This window comes from Thalassolituus sp. (genome assembly GCF_034111725.1).
Classification (GTDB): Bacteria; Pseudomonadota; Gammaproteobacteria; order Pseudomonadales; family Oceanobacteraceae; genus Thalassolituus.
Map to the genome: position 1 here is coordinate 1 of NZ_JAWUWR010000042.1, position 21,251 is coordinate 21,251.

19 protein-coding genes and 1 rRNA gene are annotated in these 21,251 nt (G+C 46.6%); 4 read left to right on the forward strand and 16 right to left on the reverse strand.

All coding sequences use genetic code 11. The features are described 5' to 3' along the window. Positions 1 to 102 precede the first annotated feature (102 nt). The 10 genes from UXZ23_RS06100 to rpsB all read right to left on the reverse strand — a co-directional run bounded on the left by UXZ23_RS06100 (position 103) and on the right by rpsB (position 10,441). On the reverse strand, positions 103 to 597 hold the full coding sequence (locus tag UXZ23_RS06100; protein WP_320819738.1) for an OmpH family outer membrane protein: 495 nt from the start codon (positions 595 to 597) through the stop codon (positions 103 to 105). A 30-nt stretch (positions 598 to 627) separates the two neighbouring features. After that, positions 628 to 3,186: an outer membrane protein assembly factor BamA gene (bamA, locus tag UXZ23_RS06105; RefSeq protein ID WP_320819739.1), complete on the reverse strand. Its 2,559-nt coding sequence runs from the start codon at positions 3,184 to 3,186 to the stop codon at positions 628 to 630. 31 nt (positions 3,187 to 3,217) lie between these two features. Then, on the reverse strand, positions 3,218 to 4,558 hold the full coding sequence (gene rseP, locus UXZ23_RS06110) for an RIP metalloprotease RseP (protein ID WP_320819740.1): 1,341 nt from the start codon (positions 4,556 to 4,558) through the stop codon (positions 3,218 to 3,220). Then, on the reverse strand, positions 4,555 to 5,736 hold the full coding sequence (gene ispC / locus UXZ23_RS06115; protein ID WP_320819741.1) for a 1-deoxy-D-xylulose-5-phosphate reductoisomerase: 1,182 nt from the start codon (positions 5,734 to 5,736) through the stop codon (positions 4,555 to 4,557). Before ispC ends, rseP begins: the two co-directional genes overlap by 4 nt. Continuing rightward, positions 5,733 to 6,578, reverse strand: a complete 846-nt coding sequence (locus UXZ23_RS06120) for a phosphatidate cytidylyltransferase (RefSeq protein WP_320819742.1) — start codon at positions 6,576 to 6,578, stop codon at positions 5,733 to 5,735. Before UXZ23_RS06120 ends, ispC begins: the two co-directional genes overlap by 4 nt. Next, positions 6,571 to 7,338, reverse strand: coding sequence for an isoprenyl transferase (locus UXZ23_RS06125; protein ID WP_320819743.1), 768 nt, complete (start codon positions 7,336 to 7,338; stop codon positions 6,571 to 6,573). Before UXZ23_RS06125 ends, UXZ23_RS06120 begins: the two co-directional genes overlap by 8 nt. Before the next feature lie 15 nt (positions 7,339 to 7,353). Continuing rightward, entirely contained in the window at positions 7,354 to 7,911 is a 558-nt protein-coding gene (gene frr / locus UXZ23_RS06130; protein ID WP_320819744.1) for a ribosome recycling factor, read from the reverse strand. Positions 7,912 to 7,915: 4 nt separating this feature from the next. Further along, positions 7,916 to 8,647: a UMP kinase gene (pyrH, locus tag UXZ23_RS06135; RefSeq protein WP_320819745.1), complete on the reverse strand. Its 732-nt coding sequence runs from the start codon at positions 8,645 to 8,647 to the stop codon at positions 7,916 to 7,918. A gap of 108 nt (positions 8,648 to 8,755) precedes the next feature. After that, entirely contained in the window at positions 8,756 to 9,610 is an 855-nt protein-coding gene (gene tsf / locus UXZ23_RS06140) for a translation elongation factor Ts (RefSeq protein WP_320819746.1), read from the reverse strand. A gap of 84 nt (positions 9,611 to 9,694) precedes the next feature. Then, positions 9,695 to 10,441 (reverse strand): 30S ribosomal protein S2, encoded by a 747-nt coding sequence (gene rpsB, locus UXZ23_RS06145; protein ID WP_320819747.1) that lies wholly within the window; start codon positions 10,439 to 10,441, stop codon positions 9,695 to 9,697. Between the two features lie 294 nt (positions 10,442 to 10,735). Between rpsB and map the strand changes: the two genes are divergently transcribed. From map to UXZ23_RS06160, 3 genes are all read left to right on the forward strand, one after another. Further along, positions 10,736 to 11,515: a type I methionyl aminopeptidase gene (gene map / locus UXZ23_RS06150; protein ID WP_320819748.1), complete on the forward strand. Its 780-nt coding sequence runs from the start codon at positions 10,736 to 10,738 to the stop codon at positions 11,513 to 11,515. Beyond that, complete coding sequence (gene glnD, locus UXZ23_RS06155) at positions 11,512 to 14,211, forward strand: [protein-PII] uridylyltransferase (protein ID WP_320819749.1); 2,700 nt, start codon at positions 11,512 to 11,514, stop codon at positions 14,209 to 14,211. The genes map and glnD overlap by 4 nt, the downstream gene beginning before the upstream one ends. A 106-nt stretch (positions 14,212 to 14,317) precedes the next feature. Continuing rightward, positions 14,318 to 15,160: a pirin family protein gene (locus UXZ23_RS06160; RefSeq protein ID WP_320819750.1), complete on the forward strand. Its 843-nt coding sequence runs from the start codon at positions 14,318 to 14,320 to the stop codon at positions 15,158 to 15,160. 26 nt (positions 15,161 to 15,186) lie between these two features. Here the strand turns inward: UXZ23_RS06160 and UXZ23_RS06165 are convergent, their stop codons facing one another. Next, positions 15,187 to 16,566 (reverse strand): DEAD/DEAH box helicase, encoded by a 1,380-nt coding sequence (locus UXZ23_RS06165; protein ID WP_320819751.1) that lies wholly within the window; start codon positions 16,564 to 16,566, stop codon positions 15,187 to 15,189. 141 nt (positions 16,567 to 16,707) lie between these two features. Here UXZ23_RS06165 and UXZ23_RS06170 point away from each other — a divergent pair, with 141 nt between their 5' ends. Continuing rightward, positions 16,708 to 17,526: a M48 family metallopeptidase gene (locus UXZ23_RS06170; protein WP_320819752.1), complete on the forward strand. Its 819-nt coding sequence runs from the start codon at positions 16,708 to 16,710 to the stop codon at positions 17,524 to 17,526. Between the two features lie 114 nt (positions 17,527 to 17,640). Here the strand turns inward: UXZ23_RS06170 and UXZ23_RS06175 are convergent, their stop codons facing one another. From UXZ23_RS06175 to rrf, 5 genes are all read right to left on the reverse strand, one after another. Beyond that, positions 17,641 to 18,270, reverse strand: coding sequence for a glutathione S-transferase family protein (locus UXZ23_RS06175; protein WP_320819753.1), 630 nt, complete (start codon positions 18,268 to 18,270; stop codon positions 17,641 to 17,643). A 40-nt stretch (positions 18,271 to 18,310) separates the two neighbouring features. Continuing rightward, positions 18,311 to 18,673, reverse strand: a complete 363-nt coding sequence (locus tag UXZ23_RS06180; RefSeq protein WP_320819754.1) for a NifB/NifX family molybdenum-iron cluster-binding protein — start codon at positions 18,671 to 18,673, stop codon at positions 18,311 to 18,313. 30 nt (positions 18,674 to 18,703) lie between these two features. Further along, complete coding sequence (locus tag UXZ23_RS06185; protein WP_320819755.1) at positions 18,704 to 20,407, reverse strand: AAA family ATPase; 1,704 nt, start codon at positions 20,405 to 20,407, stop codon at positions 18,704 to 18,706. A 6-nt stretch (positions 20,408 to 20,413) separates the two neighbouring features. Beyond that, the gene (locus tag UXZ23_RS06190; protein WP_320819756.1) at positions 20,414 to 20,896 is read right to left on the reverse strand and encodes a NifB/NifX family molybdenum-iron cluster-binding protein; all 483 of its coding nucleotides are present in this window, start codon (positions 20,894 to 20,896) and stop codon (positions 20,414 to 20,416) included. A 255-nt stretch (positions 20,897 to 21,151) separates the two neighbouring features. After that, a 5S ribosomal RNA gene (rrf, locus tag UXZ23_RS06195) occupies positions 21,152 to 21,251 on the reverse strand; the annotation flags it as partial.

The window sequence follows — 21,251 nt, forward strand, 5'->3', positions numbered from 1 at the left end:
CCGGATACCACCTGCTCGCCGTCTCCGCGAAGCTCAGCATCGAGATGCCGAGCCAGCTCAGCAAGGCTTATGTTCATGCGTAATCCTGGTATTGAATACCGCTTACTTAGTGTTTAAACGCTCAAGCAGCAGCTTAGTCAAATCAACACTCGGTGAACTATAAATTACGGCTCCCGAGTTCAGGACGACATCATACTTTCCTTCGTCGATAATTTCTTTAAGCAATTTCTCAAGTTCAGGCAATTGTTCATTGAATAATTCTTTCTTCCACTTGTCTTCTAATTGCTTTAGCTTACGGCCATAAAACTGATACTCGGACGATTTTTGCTCCATGCCATTTGCTAACTTGCGGCGCTCTTCTTCGCCCATGATGTCGGCTTCTTTCTCTAACTTAGCCTGTGTTTCCATCAAGTCTTTTTGCAACGACTTCAGCTTCTCGATGTCAGCTTTGTTGTCTGCCTCAAATTTTTTCACCGCAGACTTGGCTGCATCCGATAGGAACAGGGCACGTTCCATATCAATCACGCCTACTTTTGTTTCAGCGGCTACAGCCACATTGACTGCTAGTGCAGCAACAACTATTAATAACCAACGCATCCTTAACTCCTCATTAATTTATTATCGGTATTAGAATACCTGTCCCAGCGAGAATTCAAACCCTTCGGTCTTATCACCGCGCTTATCATTGAGTGGCACTGAGTAGGTAAACGTCAGTGGACCAATTGCGGTAATCCAAGTCAAACCCACACCCACACTGGTACGAATCTGGCCTAGATCAACACCTTCCGAGCAATACGGATGGGTTGTTAGGTTTGGAATATCTGCGTCATTTGGGACGTAGCATTCACTGGTAAACGCATTACCAGCATCAAGGAAAACCACACTACGTACTGAACTGCGGTCTTCAATGAATGGCATTGGGAAGATTAGCTCTAGGCTAGTCTCCACCAGAATATTACCACCTAGAGAACGTTCACTCTCAAGGAAATACGGCGCTGTCACCGCAGAGCCTGTGCTATCCGTTTTATATTTTGGTTTGTATTGAGATGTATTAGAAACGGCTTCAGCGGCACCATCAGAATCCGTCACGAATACGGTGGTTGGCGCATTGGTATCAATTACTGGACGACCTAGGCTATCTAATTCATATACCACATCACCATTGCTATCCGTTTCAACCACTTCAACTGGCGCGTATTCCGGCAAACCTTTCGGCCCTAAGCTGTTGCTTTGATAACCACGAATCGAACCCATACCACCGGCGCGGAAGTTCTTGAAGAACGGTAAGCGGTCTAAATCGCCAAATCCGTCGCCGTAGCCTAAATCAGTGCGTAAACGTATCGCCCATTCATCAACAATCGGAAGATAATAGTTAGCGGTATAACCCAGTTTGTAATAGGTTAAGTCACTGCCGGGGACTGAAATATCTGCAGACAGCTTATGCTCTGTACCGGCCGTAGGAAATAAACCACGGTTAAGAGAGTTATAACGCCAATTAAGCCCTAATGTGTACTCATCGAACACTGTGCCTTCAGTATCAATAAAGTCGGTAATCTCGGCTGGAACTGTGGTTCCTTTAAACATTTCAGTATTTGCATATCCCACCGAGAATGATAAACGCTGGCGGCGTGAAATCGGATAACCAAATGTCACGTTACCGCCTTTAGTGTTGGTCTGATAATCACTAACAGTGCTTAAGCTTTGATAATCCGTCTCGCGATAGAACAAATTAAATCCGCGACTCACACCATCAATGGTGTAATAAGGATTCAAGTAAGAAAAATTATACGACTGAGTTGTGTCATTTTTTTGTACGCCTAATGACATTCGATTACCAGAGCCCAAGAAGTTATTCTGACTGACACTGGCACCTAAGATCATGCCACTACCAGCGGCGTAACCAATATTAAAGTTAAGGCTACCGCTCAGCTGTTCTTCCACTGAGTAATTCACATCAATTAAATCATCAGTACCCGGAACCGCGGGCGTTTCTACGTTAACGGTTTTAAAGAAACCTAACTGATTTAAGCGATTTTTACCGGCTTCTATTTTCTCTGTAGATGCCCAACCACCATCCATTTGCAGCATCTCTCGTCGTAACACTTCATCCATTGTGCCTTCATTACCGCTGAACGTGATGCTACGAACATAAGTACGCTTGCCCGGCTCGACGAAGAAGGTCATATCGACTGTACGCGCTTCGTCATCAATTTTAGGAATACCATTCACTTTAGCGAAGGTGTAGCCGTCATTGCCGAGACGCTTAGTCATGAGGTCGCTGGTTAAAGTTACACGACGACGTGAAAATGTTTCACCGTTGCGAACTAGATAAAGCTTAGCAAGTTCAGCTTCATCAACGACCAGATCACCAGCCAAGCGGACATCATTGACGGTGTAAATATCACCTTCAGTCACATTGATGGTGATGTACACGCCTTTTTTGTCTGGCGATACCGATACTTGGGTAGATTCGATATTAAAACGGATATAACCGCGATCCAGATAGTACGACCGCAGATTCTCTAAATCGCCCGCCAACTTCTCGCGGCTGTATTTATTGTCGCTGGCATACCATGACCAGAAATTAGTTTCTTGTAATTGAAACTGCTTACGCAATTCCTCGTCGCTATACACGCTATTGCCGACAACGTTGATATGAGCAATATTCGCAACACTGCCCTCTTCAACCTGAATATCCAGCGAAACGCGGTTGCGGGGTTGAGGTACGACCGTGGTTTCAATATGAGCGTCGTAACGCCCTTGCGCGACATACTGACGTTCTAATTCAAGTGAAATACGTTCAAGCGTCGACCGTTTGAAGACTAGACCTTCTGCCAAGCCTGACTGCTTCAAGCCATCGAGCAGAGCGTCCGATTGAATCGCCTTGTTACCCTCAATATTGATGGTGGTAATAGTGGGTAGCTCTACAACTTCAACCACTAAAACGTTACCGTCACGCAGCAACTGAATATCATTGAATAATCCTGAACGAAATAAACGACGCGTTGCTTCTGCTAGACGGGCGTCATCGACACTATCACCAACGTTAACTGGGAAGCTCTCGAAAACGGTACCTGCCGATACGCGTTGTAAGCCTTCAAGACGGATATCCTCTACAACAAATGACTCAGCTAGAGCAGAACAAGTGAACAATGAGAAAAAAAGCGTAAACAGCAACGAACGCATGTAGTCAATAATCCAGTGAATTCCAGCCCCGTTAGAGCCGGCTAATATCGTTGTAGAAAGCAACCAGCATTAAGCTGAGCATTAAAAACATTCCAACTTGAACAGCAGCAATTTGTAATCGCTCTGGTAAAGGTTTACCACGCAGCATCTCAGCTAGGTAAAAAAGAATGTGGCCGCCATCCAGCATGGGCACCGGCAATAAGTTCAAAACACCGAGGGAGACACTTAACAAGGCCAAAAATCCAACAAAAGATTCAAGCCCACTCGATGCCGAGGCGCCGGCTACTTTAGCAATCGTAATCGGCCCACTCAAGTTCTTTACGGATAGATCACCGGCGAGCATTTTCCATAAGGATTCTAAAGTAAAGCCTATTAAATCTGATGTTTTGCTAACACCGAGGGCAAAACCATCAATAATCCCCGCATGACTCACTCGTAGCCAGTCGTCGGGAATACTTGGCATCTCGACACCGGCACCAACACGACCGACCACCGCGCCGTCAGCCAAAGTGGCACGCTCAGGCGTCAGTATTAAGTCCAACAACTGATCATCGCGGCGAATCTCGATCTGCAAAGGCTGGTTCGGGGCAACACGCACGGCGTCTACCCACTGCGACCAATCTGCCATTGGCTCACCATTAACCGCGACGACTAAGTCCCCAACTTGCAAACCCGCAGCTTGCGCGGGGCTACCATCGACAATCTGTCCTAATTTTGCAGGTATTGTTAAACGGCGCGGCTCAATACCTAAACCAGAAATAGGGTCAGGAACATCCGCCCCTGCTAGCCACTCAGCAACTTCAATATTAACGCTGTGCTCGACTAGCGTATCGCCGCGAACAGTGAGAGTAATCGTCGCATCTTCGCCAATATAACTGATTAGCTCCCAGCTGACTTGTTCCCAGCTAGTCGTTGCGTCACCGTTAACAGCGAGAATTTCGTCACCTGATTTCAATCCTGCTAGGGCCGCTGGTGAGTTCTCACTGACATCACCGACAACAGGCACAACCCCCGTCGTACCTGCTACAAACAAAACCCAATAGGCGGCAATGGCAAATAAGAAATTAGCAATAGGTCCTGCCGAGGCGATAGCAATACGCTGCCACGCAGGCTTACGATTAAAAGCCTGATCTAATAAGTGTTCGGGAACTGGCGCTTCACGCTCATCGAGCATTTTGACGTAACCGCCCAGAGGAATCGGGGCGATTGAATACTCAGTGCCGCGTTTATCACGAATAGACCAAAGCGGCTTACCGAATCCGACCGAAAAGCGTAAAACATGCACACCACAACGACGAGCCACCCAAAAGTGCCCGTATTCGTGGATTACAACCAAGATACTGATCGCGATAATAAAATACAGCAGTGTCATGCCACACTCCGTGAAATCCACTGGCTAGCGCAATCTCTAGCCCAGCGGTCAGCCTCTATTACATGGTCGATTGATTCAATATCGGTAACCACATGCATCCCCATTACATCACGAATCAGGGTTGGAATCTGGTTAAAGGCGATTTGTTCCTGTAAGAAAGCGTCAACGGCGATTTCGTTAGCTGCATTTAACACGGTCGGCATACTGCCACCCGCAGCAAACGCTTGCCCAGCAAGGGCTAAACAAGGGAATGTTTCATGGTCAGGCGGGCAAAATTCAAGACGCGATATTTCAAATAAATCCAATGAGGCCACCCCCGCTTCAATACGCTCAGGCCATGCCATGCCATAAGCGATCGGCGTGCGCATGTCAGGTTGTCCTAACTGTGCGATAACGGAACCCTCACAATACTGCACCATAGAATGAATAACACTCTGCGGGTGAACGACAACTTGGATATCACTAGGCTGACAATTGAATAAAAAACAGGCCTCGATTAACTCTAAACCTTTATTCATTAGCGTTGCTGAATCGACAGAAATTTTCCGGCCCATAGACCAGTTGGGATGGGCAACCGCTTGCTCAGGAGTGACATTAGCTAATTCGCTGAGTGTTTTCCCTCGAAATGGACCACCAGATGCGGTGAGCAAAATCTTACGAATACCATTTTTGCGGAGCTCGCCATTATAGTGAGCAGGCAGCGACTGAAATATGGCATTGTGCTCACTGTCGATAGGCAACAAAGTTGCTCCACCACGGCGAACAGCCTCCATAAACAATGGGCCGGCCATCACTAAACTTTCTTTATTGGCGAGCAAAACACGCTTGCCAGCTTCTGCCGCTGCGATGGTTGGTAATAATCCAGCGGCGCCAACGATAGCAGCCATCACCATATCGACATCGTGATGAGATGCCACCATTGCCAGTGAATCACAACCAGCAAGCACCTCTGTTGCAGACGAGTCACCTAACAACTCAGAAAGCTGCACAGCAGCACCCGCATCGGCCATCACAGCATAGCGTGGTTGAAACTCGCGTATGTCTTCTAACATACGTTCAATACTACGTGCTGCACTGAGTGCGAACACTTGATAACGATTAGGATGGCGACGAACGACATCGAGCGTACTTTGACCAATAGAACCAGAGGCCCCAAGCACGGTGATGGTTTGCCTCATGGCATTAAACCCCAGCCCGTCAACATCATGCAAAATGCAAATACCGGCACTGCCGCCGCCATACTATCAATACGATCAAGCACACCACCATGACCCGGTAAAAGTGATGAACTATCTTTAATACCGCGATGGCGCTTCATCATGCTCTCAACTAAGTCGCCGAGCACAGAAATAACCATAGTAACCACAGTGATAATCATTATATTGATAACATCTTGGCTAGTGAGTGGCTGCAACCAACGGTCAACTGCCCACGAGGACGAAACGCCGACGAATAAAGTAGTGGCTAAACCGCCCCAAAATCCTGCCCAAGATTTACCCGGACTGACATTAGGCGCGAGCTTGCTTTTACCCCAACGCCGTCCAGCAAAATAAGCACCGGTATCAGCACCCCAGACGATCAACATCACATAGATAATCAATAATGAACTGTGTGGCGACTCCTTTAGATGCATGAACCCTACCCACATTGGTATAAGCACACATAAACCAAGGAATGCACGGACTTCACGCGCATCCCACAGGCTAGTACCGCCCGGATAACGCTTCACTAATGCGAATGCGACTATCCACCACAGCGTGCCTGCCGCTAGGAAATAGATAGTTAATTCTGGATAGACACGCAGCACTCGAGCACTAACGTAAAGACTTAGAAACACCATAAAGGCGTAAGCGAGTCGACTCCAATTTTTTTGGTACCCAGCGATATTCGCCCATTCCCACGCACCAATAGTAGCAATAGCCGCAATGAAAAATGCGAAAGGCTTAAGTGGTAGAAAGAAAATACCGATGATCATCACCGGTGCGAGTACCAACGCTGTTATTACACGCTGCTTAGTCACCTTGTTTGGCATCCTTTAACTGATCGTCAGTACGGCCAAAACGTCGAGTACGGTCGGCGAACGTGGCTAACGCTTTTTTATATTCTTGTTCTTTGAAATCAGGCCAAAACGCATCACTGAAATAGAATTCAGAATACGCCGTTTGCCAGAGCATGAAGTTGCTGATGCGTTCTTCACCACCCGTGCGAATCAAAAGATCAGGGGCAGGAAATTCGTTCAGCCAAGTATAACGATGAAAAACTTGCTCATTGATATCTGCAGGGTTCAATTTACCGGCCTGCACATCTTCCGCTAAGCGTTGCGCCGCTTGAGCAATATCCCACTGACCGCCGTAGTTGGCGGCAACGACCAGCGTCATCGTATCGTTGTTACGGGTCAATTCTTCAGCTTCTGCGATCAACCTACGAATTTGATCATTAAAACCTTGAATATCCCCCATAACTATCAGCCGGATATTATTACGATGAAGTTTTTTCACCTCTCGTTGCAGTGCCATAACAAACAACTGCATGAGTGCGGTAACTTCGTTTTCTGGGCGACGCCAGTTCTCGCTGCTAAATGCAAATAGCGTCAGAACCTCTACCCCTTCACGGGCAGATACCTCAACCACAGCGCGAACCGCATCAACCCCTGCTTTATGACCGGCAACGCCGGGCATAAACCGTTTTTTAGCCCAGCGATTGTTACCATCCATAATGATGGCAACATGACGCGGAACCTGGCCTTGGGCGGCCTGTCCTTCATCAATACTGGTAGACATAAATCGCCGCCGAAGTTAGACCTGCATCAGGTCTTTTTCTTTATCAGCCAATAGGCTGTCCACTTGAGCGATAAAATTATCGGTCAGCTTTTGAATCTGGTCTTCAGCACCGCGTTGCTCGTCTTCTGAAATTTCTTTGTCTTTCAGTAAGTCTTTCAAAGTGCCATTTGCGTCACGACGAATATTACGAACAGAAACACGACCTTTCTCAGCTTCTGTGCGCGCTTGTTTGATGTAGTTTTTACGAGGTTCTTCATTCAAAGCAGGCATTGGCAGACGAATAGTGTCGCCTGTCGTCGAGGGATTTAAGCCCAAATCAGACTTCATGATAGCCTTCTCAATCTCAGGCACCATGTTACGCTCCCAAGGACTCACAGCCAAAGCACGGCCGTCTTCTACGGTGACGTTAGCAATCTGAGTTAATGGTGTTGGCGTACCGTAGTAGTTCACCATAACGCTATCGAGCAAAGACGGGTTAGCACGACCCGTACGTACTCGTTTAAATGCATCCACCAGAGCGCCAAGGCTCTTCGCCATGCGCTCTTCAGCGTCTTTTTTAATGTCGTTAATCATGCCCTTATTCCTCGCTTACAATCAGGGTTCCGTCACTTCCGCCAGTCACAAGGCGAGCAAGAACACCTGGTTCATTCATATCGTATACACGTAGCGGCATTTTATGATCGCGCGCTAAGCATATCGCGGTTAAATCCATTACGCCCAGCTGCTTTTCCAGCACCTCTTCATAGGTTAAGCGGCTGTACTTTTCAGCACTTGGGTCTTTTTTCGGATCTGCAGTATACACGCCATCGACGTTCGTCGCCTTTAGAACCAAATCGGCATTAATTTCGATACCACGGAGGCAAGCTGCTGAATCCGTTGTGAAAAATGGGTTGCCAGTACCTGCGGAGAAAATAACAACATCACCAACAGATAAAGCACGCATCGCGCTACGACGATCGTAATGGTCAACAACGCCACTCATTGGAATTGCGGACATGACACGCGTGCTTATATTGGCGCGTTCTAACGCATCACGCATGGCTAACGCATTCATCACAGTTGCCAACATTCCCATATGGTCGCCTGCAACTCGGTCTAAACCGGCTTCGCTCAACGCTTTACCGCGGAAAATATTACCACCGCCGATCACCAAACCTACCTGAACACCAATCCCTTTCAGCTGGCCAATCTCCAGTGCCATGCGATCAAGCACTTTGGGATCAATACCAAATTCCAGCTCGCCCATCAGCGCCTCACCACTCAGCTTAAGTAGGATGCGTTTATATTTAGGACTTTTTTGTTCAGCCATGAAAGGTCTCCAAATGGGATTACGGAAGTTCTGAATAAATACAAATATGCCGGGCGAGCCCGGCATATGATGGGGTATTCACAAGGAGTGTCTACCCTTTGCTAGCAATTAGCCTTTCAGCTGTGCAGCAACTTCAGCAGCGAAGTCTACTTTTTCAACTTCAATGCCTTCACCAACTTCCAAACGTAGGAAGCTGATTACTTCAGCGCCAGCGGCTTTAGCCAACTGCGCAATAGTTTGCTCTGGGTTCTTAACGAACGGCTGGTCTAGCAAGCTGTTTTCTTTCAGGAACTTGTTGATACGACCGCCCATCATTTTTTCGACGATTTCGTCTGGCTTACCAGCCATATCTGGCTGAGCTTTAATGATTTCTTTCTCTTTCTCAACAACTTCAGCTGGCATATCTTCTGCGCGAACAACACGTGGGTTCGAAGCAGTTACATGCATAGCGATGTCTTTCGCAGTTTCCTCATTGCCGCCTTTCAGGGCAACGATACAAGCGATCTTGCCGTTTGAGTGGATATAAGCACCCAAAGTTTCAGCTTCAATAACCGCTGGACGACGAACAGTGATGTTTTCACCGATCTTTTGTACCAGGGCTTCACGCGCAGCTTCTAATTCACCGGCCATTAGAGCAGCAACGTCAGTTTCTTTTGTAGCCGCTAATTTTTCAACAACCTTGTCGGCAAAAGCATTGAAGTTAGCATCACCAGCAGCGAAGTCAGTTTCAGAGTTAACTTCAACAACGACAGCAACGCCACCATTAATGATAACGCGCAACTTACCTTCGGCAGCAGTACGGTCTGCTTTTTTAGCAGCCTTTAGGCCTGAGTTCTTACGCAGATCTTCAATCGCTAATTCGATATCGCCTTCAGCAGCAGTCAGTGCTTTTTTGCACTCCATCATGCCTAGACCAGTACGCTCACGCAGCTCTTTAACCATTGCAGCTGATACGTTTGCCATGTGTGTCTTCCTCTATTTTAACTTGTCAGTAATCTTGCATCGAAAAAGAGGGGGCAAGCCCCCTCCTTCCAGTGAGCCTAGCGATTATTCAGCAGCTTCTTGAGCTGGAGCTTCTTCAGCCACTTCTACGAACTCATCAACAGTGCCATTGCCCTGCTTGCCTTCCAATACTGCGTCTGCAATTGCAGATGCGTAGATTTGGATTGCACGGATCGCATCGTCGTTACCTGGGATAACGTAATCAATGCCATCTGGGTTTGAGTTAGTATCAACGATACCGACAACTGGGATACCCAGCTTGTTAGCTTCCTGAACTGCGATGCGCTCGTGATCAACGTCAACTACGAACAACATATCAGGCAAACCGCCCATCTCTTTGATACCGCCGATAGAACGCTCAAGCTTTTCCATCTCGCGAGTACGCATTAACGCTTCTTTCTTAGTCAGCTGTTCAAAAGTACCGTCGGACTTCTGAATTTCTAATTCACGCAAACGCTTGATCGACTGACGAATCGTTTTGTAGTTAGTCAACATACCGCCTAACCAGCGATGTGCAACGAACGGCATATTAGAACGCTCAGCCTGTTCTTTCATGATCTTACCCGCAGCGCGCTTAGTACCAACAAACAATACCTTGTTGTTTTTCGCAGCTAGAGCTTCAACCAATTTAAGAGCTTCGTTCAACGCTGGAACAGTATGTTCTAGGTTGATGATGTGAATTTTATTACGAGCACCGAAAATGTACTTACCCATCTTAGGGTTCCAGTAACGAGTTTGGTGACCAAAGTGAACGCCTGCTTTAAGCAGATCGCGCATGCTAACTTGTGCCATGGTATTTACCTTATATATGTAGGGTTAGGCCTCCACGTACCCTCAACATCGACCTATTTTCATAGGCACCCCGACGTATCGTTATAGTACGTGTGTGTCATTTCATACCCACCTTGCAGTGCATTGGGCGGTGTACGGCGATTTTTTCGCGGGCGCTTTATACCATTTTCTGATGCTTTTGACCAGAATAACTGTACGATTGACCTCGCACTGCGATTGCTGGTTCAACCAACGCCAGACAACCAGTACAATGTATGCATTTCCAAGATACCGATTAAGGTCGCCCCCTTTATTATGAGCGTAACCATCAATACGGCTGACGATATAGCCAAAATGCGCATCGCCGGCCGTCTCGCCGCCGAAGTACTAGAAATGATCGAACCATATGTGAAGCCAGGCGTTTCCACCGGTGAGTTAGATCGCATTTGTCATGACTATATCGTTAACGTGCAGCAAGCGATTCCTGCACCGCTAAATTATCACGGCTTTCCAAAGTCGATCTGCACATCCGTTAACCAAGTTATTTGTCATGGCATTCCAAGCGACGACAAAATTCTAAAGAAAGGTGACGTCGTCAATCTAGACATCACCGTCATCAAAGACGGTTATCACGGTGACACCAGTAAGATGTTCCATATTGGCGAAGCAGCACCAGCTAACAAGCGCCTCGTAGATATCACCCAAGAGTGCCTATATTTAGCCATCGATATGGTTAAGCCAGGCGTACAACTAGGAGATATTGGTCATGCTATTCAGCAACACGCCGAGAGCAATCATTACTCAGTGGTACGCGAGTATTGCGGTCACGGTATTGGCAAAGTATTCCACGAAGATCCGCAAGTTCTGCACTACGGACGCCCAGGCACAGGGATGACAATCCAAGCGGGGATGATATTTACCATTGAGCCGATGATTAATATGGGCACGCGCTTCAATAAGCTGTTAAAAGATGGTTGGACGGTGGTCACGAAAGATCGCAAATTATCTGCACAGTGGGAGCATACCTTGTTGGTTACTGAAACTGGCGTTGAAGTATTAACTAAGCGCAAAGAAGAAGAGCTATTCTGGAAGTGAGTCAGTCATTGGACATGCCTTCACTACCCACGATTGATGCTCAAGATCTGATGGCGCGGCTGGCTGCCGCTCCCTCGCCGCTACCGGTTATTAAGCCTCTTCTGAAACGCATTCAAGAAGAGTCACATGCGTATTTTCGCGCAACATTCGATGCAAACACGTTAGTACCCCATCGTGCAAAGTTGATGGATACCATGCTGCAATGCTTGTGGCAGCATCGTAAATTATCAGACCAAGGCATCGCACTTATTGCTGTCGGCGGTTATGGCCGGGCAGAGCTACATCCTCATTCCGATATAGACGTCCTTATACTTGCTCTGAATGAAGATACGATTAATGCCAACGGCGCGGCACTGCAAGATTTTATAACCCTGCTCTGGGATCTCAAGCTTGATGTGGGTCATAGCGTTAGAACGCTAGACGAATGTGTATCCGAAGCCGATGGCGATCTCACCATCATTACTAACATGATGGAAAGCCGACATTTAGCCGGTGATCAAAGCCTACACCCAGTATTAACGAACCGAGTAGCGGCAACAGAAATATGGCCGGCTGAAAAGTTTTTCACCGCTAAATGGCAAGAGTTGATAAACCGCCATAAAAAGCACGATGATCCCGAATACAATTTAGAACCCAACGTAAAAAATTCACCAGGCACTCTGCGCGACATACAGTCAGTAAGCTGGGTAGCTATGCGTCACTTTGGTAAAGGCACGCTTCAAAGCCTAGAAGAACAAGGCTTTTTAACAGAATTCGAACACCGCCGCTTAGCGCGAAGCCTGAGCTTTTTATGGCAAGTACGTTACGCTCTACATATGATCGCCGGTCGTGAAGAAGATCGCCTGCTATTTGACCTACAACGAGAAATTGCCGAACTACTGGGTTATGTTGATGACGGTCAACGCTTAGGTGTTGAGCAGTTTATGGCTCAGTTTTATCGCAACCAATTATCCACCACTGAATTATGTGATTTGTTATTGCTGCATTTCAATGAAGACTATATGGGATGCGGCAATCCAGAGAATATCGAGAATATTAACGAACACTTCGTCCTATGTAATGGCTATTTACAGCACGTTACGCCGAGTTTATTTGTCGAAGATCCTTCTTGGTTATTGCGCGTATTTCTATTGATGGCGCAGTTACCACAAGCGAAGGGCATTCATTCGGGAACGATTCGTGCGCTGCGGGATAATCGTCGTTTAATTGATGATGAGTATCGCCATAACCACGAACACAATGAATTGTTTATGCAGTTAATGCGCAACCGTTCGCGCGTTGTACGCGAACTATCACGCATGATGCGATACGGTATTTTAGGACGCTACATTCCTGAATTCGGCCACATTATAGGCATGATGGAATACGATTTATTCCATAAATATACAGTTGATGAGCATAGCTTCCGCATGGCGCGCTTACTGCGTCACTTCCGCTTTGGCGATGTGCGAGAACACTTTCCTATTGCTTCGCGCTTAATCCATAAAGTGCAAAAGAAAGAAATTTTGTATTTAGCAGCACTGCTGCATGACACAGGTAAAAGCATTGATGGCGACCATACTGCGAACGGTGGTGAAATAGCCGCAGCGTTTTGTCGCCAACACAATTTGCGCCCGACCGACTCTCATATGGTTTCTTGGTTGGTTACGAATCACTTGTTAATGTCGAACGCATCACAACGTATTGATATTAACAACCCTGAAGACGTCCATCACTTTGCCTTGGAAATCGGCGATCAGCACCACCTTGATATGCTGTATTTAATTTCGGTAGCAGATATCTTTAGTACGAATCCCGACCTCTGGACGCCTTGGCGTGCAGAACAAATGCGCGAGCTTTATCGCAACACCAAAGCCGCACTACGTCGAGGATTAGAGAATCCAATTCATAAAGAAGACCTGATCGAAGAAATCCAGCAGGAAGCTATTCAGCAACTTTTGGCTCATGGCTTAAGCGAAGAACGTATTCGTGAAATTTGGGGCGTACCTGGAGACGATTATTTTTTACGCGAAGGTGTTGATAATATTGTCTGGCACAGTTTAGAAATTAACGCTCACGGTACTAGCGCGACACCATTAATTTCTATTCGGCAGACCTCAGACCAACAATTCGAAGGCGCGACGCAGATCTTTATCTTCATGAAAGATCAACCGAATCTATTTGCGGTTACCACCGCGACACTGGATCAACTGAACCTCAACATTCAAGACGCACGCATCATGACATCTGAAGTTGATAACAACGCTGTAGACACCTATATCGTTCTTGATGAAAACAATCATGCAATAAATGACCCGCAGCGCCTACAACATATTCGCGACACTCTGCGGGCAGCACTGTCAGATCCGAATGACTTTACGACCATCATCCAAAGGCGAACGCCGCGTATGCTAAAACAATTTATGGTGGAAACACAGGTAACCATGAGTAACGATCCCATCATGCATCGCACTGTATTAGAAGTTATCGCAGCTGATCGTCCAGGTTTGTTGGCACGAATGGGCGCTATTCTTTCTGAATTTAATGCTCAACTCCAAGGTGCAAAGATCCTGACCGAAGGAGAACGGGTATCGGATATATTCTTTATTGTGAATAGTAAAGGGCAACCGTATTCCGATGCTGCGCAGTGTGAAGCACTACAAAATGCCATTATTCGTGGCTTAGATGATCAAGTGGAAGCACAATCGGCGGTATAGCCGCCGCCCTGTAAACTTACTCGCATAAATCGAAAGGTTTATGCGAAAAAATCCCCTCAATATTTTCTCTAAAGCACAGTAAAGTAGCGCTATTAAAGGAGGATTTATGTCACACCGCACCCTGCAAACCATCATACCTAGTCATGCCAGTTCTGATGGCGATGGCGTAAAAATTCGCCGCGTAGCGCTATTTGATACAACAGTAACGGACCCTTTTCTCATGCTAGATGAATTAGGTTCCGACAATCCTGATGACTATATCGGGGGCTTTCCGCCACATCCACATCGCGGCATGGAAACACTCACTTATTTGCGCTTTGGTGCTTTAGAGCATCGCGATCACTTGGGTAATCGAGGCGAAATTCGCAGTGGTGGCGCGCAGTGGATGTCTGCAGGTAGAGGCATTATTCATAGTGAAATGCCAAGTCGAGAAATGTCTCGCTTGCATGGCTTTCAATTATGGATCAACTTGCCCGCTAAACACAAAATGGATGCGCCGAAATATCGCGATGTGCCTGCTGACGAAATAACAGAATGCACACTAAATACAGGCATTAATGCCAAAGCCCTTGCTGGAAACTGGCAATTGAATGGCCAAGAGTTACAAGGCCCGCTGCAAGACTTAGCAGCACAGGCACGCTATCTTGATCTCTATTTGCCGGCAGGTTTAGAAGTAACTATTCCTATCGATGCCGGCCACAATACCTTGGCCTACGTATATGAAGGGCAATTAGAGACTTCACCAGCAGCGCCCGAGAAGTCCTTGCTAGTATTTAATCAGACGGGAGATACCTTGCTGCTACAGGCAAAGTCAAATACGCAATTGTTATTACTTACAGGCAAGGCAATTAAAGAGCCGGTAGCTCACTATGGACCTTTTGTAATGAATACTCGCGAGGAGATTGAACAAGCAATACAGGATTACAATAACGGCCTTTTCGGCAATTAATGTAACCCTGCAATGTTTCCGAAGCCTTATTTCTGAGGCTTCTGACGACGGATAGGAGCAAAGCCAGAGTTATCCATAAGATTGCTCTTCTTTGCTTCTGTTTCTTCAGTTTTCGGGCGACTTGGGCGAGGGCCCAGTTTCTTCTTGTCCGAAGGTGCTTTACGACCAGCTGCTTTTGCTGGCACTTTACCTTTTGGCTTTTTCTTCGGACCTGCCGCCTTACCAGACGCTTTAACTTTTTTCGGGCCTTTATATTCGGCTTTGAGTTCAGAGATCTGACGCGATTCCATTTGAATCTCGAGATAGCGCTCGATAGAAGCTTTTAAATTCCACTCATGCGCCGCAATCAAACTGATCGCCAAACCTTCTTTACCCGCACGACCAGTACGACCGATTCGATGAACATACTCATCGCCTTTACGAGCAAGATCATAGTTAATAACCAGATCCAGACCTTCAACGTCTAATCCACGCGCTGCAACATCGGTTGCCACTAAGATCTGACGCTTACCTTCACGTATCGACTGCATAACGTAATTACGTTCATCTTGAGTCATTTCGCCGTGCAGCATGGCAATACCATTGCGATGACGACGTAAGAATTCAGATAAGCGCTCTACTTCCATACGCTTGTTAACGAATATAATGGCTTTGTCGTAGGTTTCATTAGCTAGCAGCCAAGTTACTAAGCGATCTTTATGCGCGTTATCATCAGCCAAAATACGCTGTTGACGAATAAAAGCATGCTGAACTTGAGCAGTATTCGTTGTGATTTCTTCTGGCTTATTGAGCATAGCGCGAGCAATACGGCCTACCCCTTCATGACGCAGTGTCGCTGATAACATGAAGGTTTGACGTTCTTTCTTTGCCTTGCCGACGATGATCTCCATATCTTCGGAGAAGCCCATATCCAGCATACGGTCCGCTTCATCCAGTACCAAAAACTCAAGATCACTCAGATCGACAGTCTCACGGCGAATATGATCCACTAGTCGGCCCGTGGTAGAGATAATGATCTCTGGGTTCTTACGCAGCATCGACGCTTGATACTTAAACTCTTCGCCGCCAGTAAGCACACCAACGTTCAACGTTGTTAAGTCGGTTAATTGCTTCGCTGCTTTAAACACTTGGCGAGCAAGCTCGCGTGTTGGTACTAGCACTAAAGCGCGTGTCGCAGAGTCGCTAGCCTCAACCTGGAGTAGCTTTTCCATAATGGGTAATAGATAAGCAAGCGTTTTACCGCTTCCGGTCTCCGCACACACCTTTAAATCTTTTCCTGCCATTGCCAACGGCAGCATTTGTGCTTGCACTTCTGTCGGCGCTGAAATGTTCTGCTTTTCAAGGCCAGAAAGAATACGGGGGTTAAATTCGATATCGGCAAACACGGCGGTAACTCTTAAGATCATTGAAGTTGGCCAGTATAACAGAGCTCAGCCAACCTCGTGAGTCAGAAGCGTGTTTGCAGGGTGTTTTAGCCATCAAGAAGACGTAAACTCTGCGCCACTTATTTTGTCCTACCACTAGTTATCCATGTATTAGAGTAACTCATGCAAAAACTACTTATTACCGCCGCAATCACCAGCCTTATAATCGGCTGCTCAACCAGCCCTACTGGCCGCTCACAATTGATGCTGGTTTCGCCTCAGTCTGCGATTTCCTCGTCGGAAACTGCCTACCTGAGCACAGTGACGGAACTCGATAGCAATAAACAGCTCATCACGGACTCCGCTTGGGTAAAGCGTATTCAAACTATTACTGGGCGCTTAGTCACTGAAGCCGTTGCTATGCATCCAGAAACCAAAGATTGGAAATGGAGTGTCGCTATTATCAATGATGCCAACACCCTGAACGCTTGGTGCATGGCCGGTGGACGTATGGCGATTTATAGTGGCATTGTTACTCAGCTAGATCTTACCGACGACGAGATAGCGCAAATTATGGGACACGAAATTTCTCATGCATTGGCAAACCACACCGCGGAGCGTATGTCGCGCGCCATGATGATGAGCGCTGGCTTAAGTGCTGCAGCAGTCGTCACTGAGAATAACCAAACGGCCCTGAGCGGTGCAGCTTTAGCGGCTAAATTTGCACTTGAGCTACCGAACAGTCGTACAGCAGAATCTGAAGCGGATCGAATTGGTATTGAGCTGGCGACTCGCGCTGGATACAAGCCAGAGGCGGCTGTATCACTATGGCAAAAAATGCAAAAAGCCGGTGGTGGTAGCCAACCTGAGTTTATGAGCACTCACCCATCACCGAGCAACCGCGCTAAAACGTTAGGAGAAATAGGCGCTAAAATGATAAAGCTGAATCCGACGCTTAAGCCTGCCGCCGTGTATCCTATCGAGATTGTTACTAAGGCGTGATGAGATAGACCCATTGAGCGCCGATACGTAAACAGAAAAAGCCCGAGCAATATCCTTTGCTCGGGCTTTTTAACACTCTTAAATCCAATGTCTATCGCCTATAGACATTCAGCGCTAACGAAATATTGATCCGTACCCTTCTTCTGACAACACTTGCCGTACCGCATTACGACCTAGCATCAGTTCATAATGTTTTTGGCAGCCTTCCGGTAACTTAATACCAAGACGTTGAGCCCAGAATTCATTGTAAAACAAAGCAACATCGGCAATAGAAAAATGATCCACAACAAAACCAGACGGCGACAATAATCGATTAATATAGGTGAAGCCTTTCTTGACCAAAATCTCGCCCTGCTTTTTTACTCTTTCTTGTTCACTCTGCTCTGAGGCGTAGCGATCCGTGGTAAATATACGAGTAAATCCATGACCATGAATTGTATTAACCGCATAATTTAACACTTCAAGAACGCGCAATTCCGCTTCTGCATCATCAGGAATTAATCCCTTTTTAGGAAAAGATTTTGCCAGCCACCAAGCGATGGTCAAAAAATCCGTTAATGCAGTGCCGTCATCGCGCACTAAAGTAGGAATTGTTCCCTTAGGGTTAATGGCTAGATAATCCGCTGTTAAATTATCCCCCTTAGGAAGGTTGACGATATACACGGCAAAAACTTGTTCTAACTCTTCTAAAAGAATATGAATGCCAGTGCTACACGAACCCGGTGTCATATAAAATTTCAACATGTACGACTCCTACCTAAGGTGCCTTTTTTAAGGTGTCTGGTCATAAATCGGGCTCAATAGAAGCGCGTGCGGCATAGTCCACTAAGGATTCTTCAACCGCTTCATAGGCGTACCACGACACCGCTTGTACATTGATTTTGGCGAGTTTATCCTTTGGCCCATCACCAATCTTGGCCGTCATGACGGCGTAGCAATCGTTGATTGTTTCTAAAATCATCGCCATTGCCGACTGGCTTGAGCTATTACCAAGACAATAATTTTCTACGTCGCGCTGCTCTACAAGTTTGCAGCTTTCTTGATCTAACTGATAAATCCAAAACCGCTTGGTATGCCCAAAGTGTTCATTAATCGAAATACCATCTTTCGTTGCGACTGCGACTTTTACTGGGAAATTAGGCATCATGAGTTGCGACTGCACTTTTTTAACGGAAAATTAAGCGTCATGAATGACGTCCATGCCACGGAAAATACTGCATCGTTTAAAGACTTCCAACGAAGGCTCAACCGATTTGTGATGGCAGTATTTTGCTACTAACTTGGCCAAGCCTTTGATATCACGGCCACTCGCTTCTGGAAAAAAATCCGCCAGTGAATTGACCAAATCACCATCAATATTCAAACCAAACTGATCTGTCATAACCTGCCAAATTCGACGGCGATCCTCTTGATTAGGCGGATAATACTTAATCATCGCGATACAACGCGAAACAATGGCTTCGTCGATATCATTAACGCGGTTAGTGGTTAAAAACAGCAGGCCATTGAAATATTCCAGTACACGTAGGAATACACCGACGACAGCATTTGCAGCAATATTATCGTCACGGCGTTTAATATAGACATCGGCCTCATCAATCAACATCACGGCTCCCCAACGCTGAGCACGAGTGAGTGTTTCTTTTAAAGCCTGCTCCATTTCAGCAACGCTTAACCCTAGCTGGCCCGAATGAACGCGATACAGAGGGCGTTTAATGATTTCGGAATACACTTCAGCCGTAAGGGTTTTACCGACCCCAGCTGGCCCTGCACACAGCACGGTAGTTCCACCCGATTTCCCTTCAACGATATCATCCATCAGCATATCCATCTCTGCAGTAAGGATGTCGATCAGGTCGGTCTGTTCCGGAGGTAGGATAAGCTTGTCTTTTAATTCGGGCTGATAAACATAAGGGGTCATATCATCCACATGCACCCAGAGATGATGATGCAGATCCATATGAAACATCAAAATATAGCCGTGCACCGGCAGTTCGGTAAACATACCCGCTGGAATCTCATCCTTAAGCTTTTCTGCTTTAGACTCCACCTTTTCATTAAACTTCACACTCCGGCCAGCTTTGCGCAAGTACTTACTCAGTACTTCACCGCCGGTATCCAAAGTTAGCGCACGCTCTTTTAATATGGCCTCATCATTCACTAAGCGCGCATAGCCACCCGATGAAGACAGCACCACATGACTTTTCCTCGCCCAATCCGTTGTCCGGTGCGAAGCCGTTGGATCTTCCGCATAAATACCCGTGCCGCTACCAGAAAACTGCCGTCCATAATCTGAGCGCCATTGGTAAAAGCGTTCTGCTGAGTCATCGTAAGCGGCTAGGAGCTCTGGGGTTTCTTTGAGATAGCCCTTACAGGCGAAAATTTCAGCAACAGTTTTACCGAGAATATCGCGCTCAGAAATCATGACGGTTTGTACGTTAATCTTAGCCATACCATTGGCTTTCAATTCCACCAAAATCCGCCCAGATTCTTCTTCTCCTGGAGGGGTAAAATCAATGCGAGTGACCAAGAAGGCAATAGGTTTACCCGATTTATTGGCATGGAACAGCCAGCCTCGACTTCCCCCTTGCACCAGAAACTCGATGACATCAACCACTAAGGTTTCTAATTCGCCTTCTCTATAACGCGTCCCAGCGTACTGCAATGCGGTATTAAATGTGTGAATCTGAGCGGCTCGATTTCTCATTGCCGGCCCAGCTTCATTATAGATATAGCCGAGAAAACTCAACTGCGCAGACGATAACTCGTAAAAAGGGACTTCGACTCGACTGCCTAGCTTTAACTGTTCAAGCAATCCCTCCAACTCAGAGAAATTCTGTACAAGTTCTTCGGCATAAGGCTTATCTATTTGTATTTTCATATCGCCTTAACCGCCCCAGCCTTCGTCATCCATATCGTCAAAGCGATTTTCTGCCCTAGGGGCTTTCTGTTGCAGTATTCGCTTTATCATAGCGCTCGGACCATCGTTAAGCTCTTGCTGCAACTCAGATATCAAGTCATCAACATCCGGGCCGCCTTTGATCACAATCGGTGTAATGCCTAATGCAATAAGCTGCTTAGTCGCCGATCCTCCGATCGAAGCGCAATACACCAAATCGCTGCCAACCAGCCACGCCAGCTTAGGTTTGAGCTTATCTTCGTTGCCGTCTTTCAGCTCCTTGCCAAAAGACTTAGTGGCGATGAGTTCGGCAGAATCGCCATTAATCTTGTAGACATAAAATCCCAAAGCCGAGCCAAAATGCTGTTCGACCATATCGCCATCTTCACTGGCGTAAGCAACGATCAAATCTGTGCTTTCTTCGGCATCGATTACATCGGCAACGCAACCAACTTCGGCTAAGACAATCACAGATACGCTCCTGACAGCTATTTAGGGAAAGATACATAGCCTCAGCACAAAACATTCCATCAGATTGAAATAGATATCTTTTTGTTTTTGTTAGAATTTATTTTTATAGAAATTCTAAATTGTCGGAGTTAGTACAAAATACTAGTAATATTGGTGACAAGAATGGATGTATTGATGTTTTGTTACGCAAGCGTCGTCGGAAGATCTAAAAAGAAAAACCCCCGACCGTTACCGGAAGGGGGTTTTAGAATAAGAGCTTGACGATGACCTACTCTCGCATGGGGAGACCCCACACTACCATCGGCGATACTGCGTTTCACTTCTGAGTTCGGAATGGATTCAGGTGGTTCCACAG

Excerpts from the sequence above, each read along its gene's own strand:
- UXZ23_RS06185 (WP_320819755.1), bottom strand. The coding sequence starts at position 20,407 with ATGAAAATACAAATAGATAAGCCTTATGCCGAAGAACTTGTACAGAAT.
- UXZ23_RS06160 (WP_320819750.1), top strand. The coding sequence starts at position 14,318 with ATGTCACACCGCACCCTGCAAACCATCATACCTAGTCATGCCAGTTCT.
- UXZ23_RS06165 (WP_320819751.1), bottom strand. The coding sequence starts at position 16,566 with ATGATCTTAAGAGTTACCGCCGTGTTTGCCGATATCGAATTTAACCCC.
- UXZ23_RS06125 (WP_320819743.1), bottom strand. The coding sequence starts at position 7,338 with ATGTCTACCAGTATTGATGAAGGACAGGCCGCCCAAGGCCAGGTTCCG.
- UXZ23_RS06175 (WP_320819753.1), bottom strand. The coding sequence starts at position 18,270 with ATGTTGAAATTTTATATGACACCGGGTTCGTGTAGCACTGGCATTCAT.
- ispC (WP_320819741.1), bottom strand. The coding sequence starts at position 5,736 with ATGAGGCAAACCATCACCGTGCTTGGGGCCTCTGGTTCTATTGGTCAA.
- UXZ23_RS06170 (WP_320819752.1), top strand. The coding sequence starts at position 16,708 with ATGCAAAAACTACTTATTACCGCCGCAATCACCAGCCTTATAATCGGC.
- UXZ23_RS06100 (WP_320819738.1), bottom strand. The coding sequence starts at position 597 with ATGCGTTGGTTATTAATAGTTGTTGCTGCACTAGCAGTCAATGTGGCT.
- bamA (WP_320819739.1), bottom strand. The coding sequence starts at position 3,186 with ATGCGTTCGTTGCTGTTTACGCTTTTTTTCTCATTGTTCACTTGTTCT.
- rseP (WP_320819740.1), bottom strand. The coding sequence starts at position 4,558 with ATGACACTGCTGTATTTTATTATCGCGATCAGTATCTTGGTTGTAATC.
- UXZ23_RS06180 (WP_320819754.1), bottom strand. The coding sequence starts at position 18,673 with ATGATGCCTAATTTCCCAGTAAAAGTCGCAGTCGCAACGAAAGATGGT.
- rpsB (WP_320819747.1), bottom strand. The coding sequence starts at position 10,441 with ATGGCACAAGTTAGCATGCGCGATCTGCTTAAAGCAGGCGTTCACTTT.
- frr (WP_320819744.1), bottom strand. The coding sequence starts at position 7,911 with ATGATTAACGACATTAAAAAAGACGCTGAAGAGCGCATGGCGAAGAGC.
- map (WP_320819748.1), top strand. The coding sequence starts at position 10,736 with ATGAGCGTAACCATCAATACGGCTGACGATATAGCCAAAATGCGCATC.
- tsf (WP_320819746.1), bottom strand. The coding sequence starts at position 9,610 with ATGGCAAACGTATCAGCTGCAATGGTTAAAGAGCTGCGTGAGCGTACT.
- pyrH (WP_320819745.1), bottom strand. The coding sequence starts at position 8,647 with ATGGCTGAACAAAAAAGTCCTAAATATAAACGCATCCTACTTAAGCTG.